We start from the raw sequence: 8,690 nt of genomic DNA on the forward strand, positions 1-8,690 counted from the left end.
ATTTTTTGCGGCTACCTCGCGCCCCAACACCTCGTCACCCTGAACTTGTTTCAGGGTTCATTGCGCCGCAAACGCTGCGTCGGGACCAGTAAACCGCCGGTGCCATTTGCTGTTCTGCACTCCGGCACCAACTGCCCGATGGACCCTGAAACAAGTTCAGGGTGACGGCGTGGCACTGCTGCGGACTTTGTGCTCCCACCCTGGGATTCGGCACGAAAAACGCCGGGCGATTTCTCGACCGGCCTTTCCCTCCCCTCCAGGGTCAGATCAGAAGCGCAGCGTCGCTTCCATGCCGAACTCGGGCGGACGCGGCGCCGAGGCGTAGAGGCACTGCTGGTTCGTGCCATACGTCGCGGTGTCGCGCTCGATGAACATGCAGCTCGCGGTCGCACCCGCAAGACCCGAACCGGTCGCGCGCTGGTTGTTGAGGATGTTGCGGCCGAACAGCGCAAGGTCGATCATATCGCTGGTCAGGTTGAGCCGCGCATCGACCGTCCAGGCCGAACGCACCTTCACAGTGTTCGACAACGTGGCGAAGTAGCTGCCGCGATAGCTGCCATCGACACGCAGCGAGGGCAGGAAGCCGCCGACTTCGGGAAGCTGGTACTCGCCGCCGACGAAGCCGTTCCAGTAAGGCACGTTGGCCTGGGTCAGCCCGTCGAGCACCACCGAACCGTTCGTCGTCACCGGGAAGCCCGCCGTCGAGCCGGAGCTGATCAGGATCGGGTTCGGATTGGTGAACTCCTGCTTGGCATAGCCGACCGAGCCGCGCAGCGTCAGCTGCGGGGTCACGCGCCAGTTGCTCTCCGCCTCGAAGCCGACGATGCGCGAAGAACCGACGTTGCCCACCGCCGAAACGGTGACGGTCTGGCCGGATACGGTGCGCTCCAGCGTGCTGACCAGCTGCTGGTCCTTCACCTCGTCATAGAAAGCCGCAAGGTTCAGCGTCAGCGCGCCGCCGAAGAAGCTGTTCTTGCTGCCGATCTCGTAGTTGTAGAGCTTTTCCGGGTCGGCATAGACCGGCTGGGTGACACCGCCCACCGTTACGTAACCGGCGCGCGCACTCTTCACGCCCTTGGAGAACAGCGCATAAAGCATGTTCTGCGGCGTCGCCTTGTAGCTGACGGTCACGCGGGGCGAGAAGTCCTTCGACACCTGCGAATAGTCGCTCGTGGTCGGATAGAAGGCGCAAGTCGGGCAGCTCGGCGCGAAGATCCTCTCACGCGCGTAGCGGCCTTCGAGGCTGAGCGTCAGCTGCTGGGTGAAATCCCAGTCGAGGCCGCCGAAGATCGCGCGGTTCTCCAGCCGGTCGTCGCGGGTGCGGCCCGCCGGGTTGGCCGTGGTGGCGAAGGACGTGAAGCCGGTGTCGTCGCGCTCCCAGAAGTAGTAGGCGCCCACGCGCCAGCGCAGCGGCTTGTCACCTGGCGAAAGCAGCATCAGCTGGTGGCTGGTATTGGTGAACTTCTCGTAGGACGGGAAGGTGCCGAGCGAGGCGGCGCGCAGGGTCACTTCGTTGTTGGCAAGCGCCTCGCCGAAGACCTTGTCCTGGCCCACGCCGCTGGCGCGCGGGGCATTCGGCGCGTCGGCGGTGCGCGATTCATTCACGTAGCCGCCGCGATAGCTCAGTTCGTAGTCGCCGAACATCTTGGTGACGACGGCGCTGGCGAAGTAGCGGTCGCGCGCATAGCCGTCCGCGCCGCTGGTGCCGATGTTGTCGATGTCGGGATCGGGCAGGTACTTGGGGAAGATCGACCCGTTGCCGCGTGCGAAGGGCGCGGTGGCGATGCCCGACTGCACCCATTCGCGCGGCTGCTCGACGACTTGTGCGGCCACCGAGTCCCGGTCATGCTGGTACATGCCGCGCAGCTTGATCGAGAACGTGTCGTCGGGCTTGAAGTAGAGCGTGCCGGACACCGCCTGCGTGCGCTCGCGTCCGATCGGCGCCCCGCCGTCGCGCGACTTGGCGATGGCGCCGTTCTGGAACACCGAACCTGCGACCGAGGCCCAGAGCGCGTCCTTCACCAGCGGCGCGGTGACCGTGCCGCCGAAGTAGTAGCTGGCTTCCGGCGCGGAATTCATCAGGCTGCCGCGTGCCTTGACGAAGCCGGTGACCTCGTCGCCCGAAGGATCGACGGTGACGTAGTTGATCGCGCCGCTGTACGTGGCGCGGCCGAAGTTGGCGCTCTGCGGCCCTTTGATGACTTCGACGCGCTGCAGGTTCTCAAGGTCGAGCGAGGCGAGCTGGCCCGACAGCGCGACGCCGTCGATGAAAACCGAGATGCCCTGATAGCGTTCGTCCGAAGTATTGGGCGCAAGACCACGCAGCGAATAGGCGGAAGGATCGTTGCGCCCCGAGCCCGCAAACAGGCTGAGGTTGGGCGTCACCTTCTGAAGATCGCGCACGTCGCGGATCTGCGCGCTGGCAAGATCGTCGCTGGTGAGGGCGGTAATGGCGAGCGGAACTTCCTGCAGCGTTTCCTTGCGGCTCTTGGCCGTCACGATGATCGCATTGGAAGAGACGTCTTCATCGGCGGCGACTTGCGCCAGTGCCGACGTACTGCAGAACATCATGGCGATTACTGCAATACCAACAGAAGATGAAACAGTCCTCATCATTACCAACTTCCCCTTGATGTGTTTGATTTTATCGATATGCGCTTGAGAGAGCTCCAAGCTAAGTCATGTCGATTTCTCGACAACAATTTGTGATTTAATGTTCGCCAGGCGAGTATTATTCAAATCTTATCAGGTATAAATAAAACTTTATCTTGACGAATAGTGATGGGCATGGGCCGGCAGCGCAGCGCCGACCCACACCTCAACCCGCTGCGGCAATGCGCTTGCGCAGGACCGGAACCAGCCCCTCGCCGAATAGGCGCACGTCCTCGATCGTGTAGAAGCCGTTGAGCAGGAACCGGTTGACGCCGATGGCGTGATACTGCTCCAGCGCCGCCGCGACCTGGTCCGGCGTGCCGACCAGCGCGGTTGCATGGAGCCGGCCCTCGGTGGCGCGGGTCATGCCGGTCCACAGGCGTTCGTCCAGCCGATCACCCATCGCCGCCTGCCGCTTGAGCGCCAGAGTGCCGGGATCGCTTTCGCCCTTGTCGCGGCCGATCTGCTTGCCGCTGGCGAGATGGTCCATCACGGTGCCGAGCAGGCGCTCCGCCTTCTCCCATGCCGCATCCTCGGTATCGGCGACGATGACCCGCATCGACATCGACACGTCGGGATCGCGCCCGTGCAGCGCCGCTTCCTGCTTGAAGCGCGCGATCGTCGCCCGGGTATCGGCAAGCGTCGCGGGGCCGATCGCATAGACGTCGCAGACTTGCGCGCCCATCTGCACCGCCGCGTCGGAGTTCCCTGCCCAGAACACCGGGATCTGCTCCTGCACCGGCTTCACCAGCGCGAAGGCGCCGTTGAAGCGATACCACTCGCCCGCGTGATCGAAGGGAACCTCGCTCGACCACATGCGGCGCAGGATCTCCACGTATTCGCGGCTGCGGTGGTAGCGTTGCTCCTTGGTCAGGTAGTCGCCGTCCGCCTGAGTCTCGACGTCGCTGGCGCCGGTGATGATGTGGACGCCCGCCCGCCCCCCACTCGCCCGGTCGAGCGTCGCGAACATGCGCGCAGCCATGGTCGGCGCGATGAAGCCGGGGCGATGCGCGACCATGAATTTCAGCGTCTTCGTCACCGCCGCGATGTGCGCGGCGGTCAAGAGCGGATCGGGCCACGTGGCCGTCTGCCCGACGAGGACACGGTCGAAACCTGCCTCCTCGTGCGCGACGGCATAATCGCGCAGAAACTGCGGGTCATAGACCCCGCGCACCGGATGGGCCTCGGACGAATCCGCGAAGAAGTGGAGGCCGACGACTTCGAAGGCCATCACCGCACCTCCATTGCGGCTTCCCGCTCGGTGACCTTGCGGCGCAGGGCGGGAATGATGTCGCGACCGATGATCTCGGCGTCGCCGATCGGATCGTAGCCGCGCAGGATGAACTTGTGCACGCCCGCGTCCCAGTAATCCATGATCGCGTCGACGAGCTGGTCAGGATCGCCGACAAGGGTGCCGCTGTTGCTGTGCGCGCCGCGGATCTCGTTGATGCCGTTCCAGAAGCACTTCTCCAGCCGCTCGCCCTTGCCGGCGAGTTCGGCCGTGCGCGCGAATCCGGCAGCGCTGGCGGCGACCTTGTTCTTCTCCGCCTTGCTCTCGAGCGCGGCGATGCGGCTCTTGAGGTCCGCCGCCTGCGCCCATGCCTTGTCTTCGCTCTCCCCCACGACGAGGCGCAGCGAGACGAGGAAGTCGGGCTTGCGGCCCAGCGGCTGCGCAGCGGCGGTGACTTTCTGCACCACCTCGGTCATGCCCGCCACGGTATCGCTGAGCGTGGCGAAGACGTCGGCGCAGGCGGCGCCGGTGGCGATCGCCATCGGCGACATGCCGCCGAAGAACACCGGGATCGTGCCGTTCAGCGGCTTGATCTCGGCATAGCCGCCGTTGAAGCGATACCACTTGCCGTCGTGGTCCACCGGGGTCTCGCTCGCCCAGATGCGGCGCAGGATGTCGATGTATTCGAGGCTGCGGTCGTAGCGTTCCTCCTTGGTGTGGAAGTCCCCGTCGCACTGCATCTCGATATCGCTGGCACCGGTGATGACGTGGACGCCCAGCCGCCCGCCGAGCAGCCGGTCGAGCGTCGCCAGCATCCGCGCGGCCATGGTCGGCGCGATGAAGCCGGGTCGATGGGCGAGCATGACGCCCAGACGCTCGGTGACGGCGCCGACATAGGCGGCGGTGGTGAAGTTGTCCGGCATCGTCGCGGCATTGGCGATCAGCACGCGGTCGTAGCCCGCCGCCTCCTGCACTTTGGCCAGCTTCACGATGGCGTCGATGTCGTAGTGCGACACCGGCACCGGCGACAGTTCGGAGGCCATGTTGTGATTGATGAGACCGTTGATTTCTATCGGCATGCGCGTTCCCCTGGAATCTGCGCAAAGCCTATGTACGCCTTCATGCATGGCCTCAGCAGCCGGGCGCATATCTCCGCATGACGGTTAGAATCCCCGCAATCGGCGCGTTTGCGGCGAAGAACGCATAGGATGATGCGGCGGACTCATGCCCCCTGCAGAAGCAATCTTGCAGCGATCAACTCCACAGAGCGGACATGCCTTCCTCGGACGGTTGTGTCCTGCACGCCAAGCGCATTGCATGCCCGCATGATCGAGGTCATTCCGATCTCTGACCTACCGGAACGATGCGCATGTCGACCTCCCTTTCCCGCCGTACCCTTCTTGCAAGCGCCCTGCTCGGCGCCACCGCCGCCTGTGCGGGCGGTGCATCGCGCAGCGTCGTCGCGGCACCAATGCCGGAACGCCGCACTTTCGACCTTGCCGGTCCGGGCGGACGCACCATCTCGATCAGCGAGTGGGCGGGCACCAGCGGCAAGCGCGGGACGATCCTGTTCTCGCACGGCGCCCTGTCCGCGCCGTGGTTCTACGACCGCATCCTCCAGCCGCTGCTGGCATCGGGTTACCGGGTGCTCGCGCCGCTCCACGTCGACTCCGCGCAGCACCCGCACACGGCCGAGTACAAGGGCCTTGCCAGCTGGCGCTGCCGCATCGAGGACATGCGCACCCTCATCGCGCATATCGGCGACACGCCGTTCATCGCCATGGGCCACAGCTACGGCGGCCTGATCGCCACCGTTCTCGGCAGCGCGGCGGGCGTCATACCCGAAGGGATGGAAGGCCCGCTCATGCCGCGGCTCGCGACGAGCGTGGTGGCGTTCTCGCCTCCGCCGACGATCCCGGTGATGATGACGGCGGAAGGGTACGGCGCCCTCGCCGTGCCCGCGCTGATCCAGACCGGCACCATCGACCTGCTCCCCGGCATGACGCCGAGCGATGCGGAAGGATGGCGCGCACACCTCGCCGCGTTCGACGCCGCCAAGCCGGGCGGGCACCGCTACGGCCTCGTGCTGGAGGGCGTGAACCACTACTTCGGCGGCGCGATCTGCGATTTCAGCCAGCCCGGTCCGATGCAGCTTGACGGGCTCAGCCACGCGAATGCGGTGGCGAGCTTGTTCCTCGACGCCTTCGCGAACGGCAAGGCGAACGCCAAGGCCCTCGCGAGGCTCGACGCCGGGGTGACGGACGCCCTCCCCATCCGCCTGATGCGGCGCTGAGGCCAGCGCTCGTGACCGACGTTCTGGGCTGGCGCAAGCTGCTGGGGGTGATCGCTCCCTCGACCAATACGGTCGTGCAACCCGACATGGAGCGTATGCGCCCGCCCGGCGTCACCAACCATCTCTCACGCATACACGTCGAGGACCCGGTGGCGCTCTCGAACGAGGACTTCATCGCCGGCACCACCGCCATTGCCGAGAACACGCTGGACGCCGTGCGCTCGGTGATGACCTGCCGCCCGGACTATCTGGTGCTCGGCATGTCGGCGGTGACCTTCTACGGAGGCGTGGACGGCTCTCGCCGCTTCAAGGCCCGGATCGAGGCGGAAGCCGGGGTGGGCGCGACCACCGGGGCGGAGGCCGTCGCCGCCGCCCTGACCGCCGTGGGCGCGAAGGCGGTCAGCTTCGTCTCGCCCTACTACCCGGTGGCGAACGCCGAGGTCCGCCGTTTCCTTGAAGAATCCGGCTTTGCCGTCAGGCGAGACCGGGCGCTGCAATGCCGCCGCTGGACCGACATCGCCAAAGTCACGCCCGAAACGCTGCGCGAAGTCATCGCGCAGCTCGACGGAGACGACGTCGATGCCATCGTGCAGGTGGGCACCAACCTCTCCATGGTCGATCTCGCCGCCGAGTACGAAGGCACTCTCGGCAAGCCGGTCATCGCCATCAATACCGCGACCTACTGGCACGCCCTGCGCGCTTGTGGGGTTTCGGACAGGCTGCGGGGACTGGGTCGCCTGTTAAGCGAATTCTAGAACGAGAACACGTTGTCATCCCCGCGCAGGCGGGGACCCATCTGGTGCGCTTCCCCGTTGAGCAATGGGATGGGTCGGGAGATGGGTTCCCGCCTGCGCGGGAATGACAACGAGAGGGGCAGGTGATCAAGCCCATCGCGGCAAATCCACCCTGCGGCCATATCACCAAACGGCATTAGGCCATCGCCCCGGGCCCCCGTGTTCTGCGTCTCAAGCACGAGTACGGAGAACCGCGTGGCAACAGGATCAGGTAGGGCGGCCCATGCAGGCGCCGCAAGTTCCAGGGCATGGTCGATCAGGATAGGGTCGCTGCTGATCCCCCTCGCCCATGCGGCGGGACAGAACGTCGTGACCGTCCTCGGCCTGCGGTTCATGACGGACAGTCTGGCGATCTCCGCCGGGACCGCGGGGCTCATCTTCGCGCTGGTGAAAATCTACGACGGCTTCCTCGACCCCACCGTCGGCGCGTGGAGCGATCGCGTCCAGTCGAAGTGGGGCCGCCGCCTGCCATTCCTTTTCGCGGGCGGACTGGCGATGCCGCTGGGCGTCGTCATGCTGTTCGGCGCACCCGACGTGGGATCGGTGCTGCTGACCGAGGCTTTCGTGACGCTGGCGCTAATCATCCATGCATCCGGCTATACGCTGATGACGATCCCCGGCTTCGCCATGGTCGTCGAAAGCTCCACCGACCCCGACGAGCGCGCCCGGCTCATGGCATGGCGCACTTACGGCAACGCGGTCGGCACCCTGCTCGGATCGACGCTGCCGACGTGGCTGCTGGGCATGATCGGGCCGGGCCGCCAGAGCCACCTCATCCTCGCGGTCCTGGTCGGCGCGATCGTCTTCGTCGCGACCACCGCCGCCGTGCGCCTGCTGCGCAACGCCCCCCGCACGGCGCCGAGTGCCGAGGCCGCCCGCAAGCCGCGCGGCCGCTTCGAACTGTGGCGGCAACTGGTGGTGGTCTGGGCCAACAAGCCGTTCCAGATCCTCGCCATCGCGCATGTCTTCCTGCTGTTCGGCACCGTGATCGGATCGGCCACGCTCGCCTACTTCACCCGCGTCGTGCTGAAAGTCGGCGATGCCACGCTGGGCACCTATTTCATGCTTTCGACGGTCGCGATGGTGCTGTCGATGCCGGCCTGGGTGTTCGGGTCGCGCCATCTCGGGCGCAAGGCGTGCTACATGATCGCCCTCGCCGTCTATGGCGCCAACCATCTGACCTGGCTGCTTGCCGGGCCGGGCGAGAGCACCCTCGGCATCGGCGCCCGTGCCCTCGTCGGCGGCTTCGCGGGCGGCGGCATGATCCTGTGCGCCTATGCCCTGCTCTCCGATGCCGTGCGCTACGATTTCGTCCGCAGCGGCGAGCGTCGGGAGGGCGCCTTCGCGGGCATCACCACCCTGCTGGACAAGCTGTCGTCCGCCGCCTCGCTGGCTGCGCTGGGCGCATTCCTGTCGGCGATGGGCTACGTGTCCTCGGCCAGTGGTGCTTCGGGCGCGCAGGGTGCCGACGCCGAATGGGCGATCATGATGTGCGAATCGGTGATCCCCGCGCTGGCGATGGCCGGTGCCTTCATCACGATGTGCTTCTACCGCCTCGACGCCGGGGAACTGGCGCTGGCGGAAACGACGGCAGCGCCCGCGCTTGACCCTGCGGTCGATCCCACGGGCGAGCCGACCTGAAGGAAACGGCAGCCCCGGCGGTTAAAGTCGGAGCTTTTCCCTACTCCAACCTCGTCATTGCGAGCGAAGCGAAGCAACC

6 protein-coding genes are annotated in these 8,690 nt (G+C 66.0%); 3 read left to right on the forward strand and 3 right to left on the reverse strand.

Going from position 1 to position 8,690, the window contains the following annotated elements; genetic code table 11:
* Nucleotides 1-267: 267 nt before the first annotated feature.
* The 3 genes from ACYPYD_RS17105 to ACYPYD_RS17115 all read right to left on the reverse strand — a co-directional run bounded on the left by ACYPYD_RS17105 (nt 268) and on the right by ACYPYD_RS17115 (nt 4,962).
* Complete coding sequence (locus ACYPYD_RS17105; RefSeq protein WP_459664398.1) at nt 268-2,568, reverse strand: TonB-dependent receptor; 2,301 nt, start codon at nt 2,566-2,568, stop codon at nt 268-270.
* Between the two features lie 250 nt (nt 2,569-2,818).
* Nucleotides 2,819-3,883: an LLM class flavin-dependent oxidoreductase gene (locus tag ACYPYD_RS17110; protein WP_459664400.1), complete on the reverse strand. Its 1,065-nt coding sequence runs from the start codon at nt 3,881-3,883 to the stop codon at nt 2,819-2,821.
* A complete protein-coding gene (locus tag ACYPYD_RS17115) occupies nt 3,883-4,962 on the reverse strand; it encodes an LLM class flavin-dependent oxidoreductase (RefSeq protein ID WP_459664402.1) in 1,080 nt (359 codons plus the stop codon). Before ACYPYD_RS17115 ends, ACYPYD_RS17110 begins: the two co-directional genes overlap by 1 nt.
* A gap of 290 nt (nt 4,963-5,252) precedes the next feature.
* Between ACYPYD_RS17115 and ACYPYD_RS17120 the strand changes: the two genes are divergently transcribed.
* From ACYPYD_RS17120 to ACYPYD_RS17130, 3 genes are all read left to right on the forward strand, one after another.
* A complete protein-coding gene (locus ACYPYD_RS17120) occupies nt 5,253-6,176 on the forward strand; it encodes an alpha/beta fold hydrolase (protein WP_459664403.1) in 924 nt (307 codons plus the stop codon).
* An 11-nt stretch (nt 6,177-6,187) separates the two neighbouring features.
* A complete protein-coding gene (locus tag ACYPYD_RS17125; RefSeq protein WP_459664405.1) occupies nt 6,188-6,931 on the forward strand; it encodes a maleate cis-trans isomerase family protein in 744 nt (247 codons plus the stop codon).
* Nucleotides 6,932-7,165: 234 nt separating this feature from the next.
* On the forward strand, nt 7,166-8,611 hold the full coding sequence (locus ACYPYD_RS17130) for an MFS transporter (protein WP_459664406.1): 1,446 nt from the start codon (nt 7,166-7,168) through the stop codon (nt 8,609-8,611).
* The last annotated feature ends 79 nt before the right edge of the window (nt 8,612-8,690 follow it).

It is taken from the genome of Novosphingobium sp. 11B (genome assembly GCF_054589055.1).

Excerpts from the sequence above, each read along its gene's own strand:
- ACYPYD_RS17105 (WP_459664398.1), bottom strand. The coding sequence starts at position 2,568 with ATGTTCTGCAGTACGTCGGCACTGGCGCAAGTCGCCGCCGATGAAGAC.
- ACYPYD_RS17110 (WP_459664400.1), bottom strand. The coding sequence starts at position 3,883 with ATGGCCTTCGAAGTCGTCGGCCTCCACTTCTTCGCGGATTCGTCCGAG.
- ACYPYD_RS17115 (WP_459664402.1), bottom strand. The coding sequence starts at position 4,962 with ATGCCGATAGAAATCAACGGTCTCATCAATCACAACATGGCCTCCGAA.
- ACYPYD_RS17120 (WP_459664403.1), top strand. The coding sequence starts at position 5,253 with ATGTCGACCTCCCTTTCCCGCCGTACCCTTCTTGCAAGCGCCCTGCTC.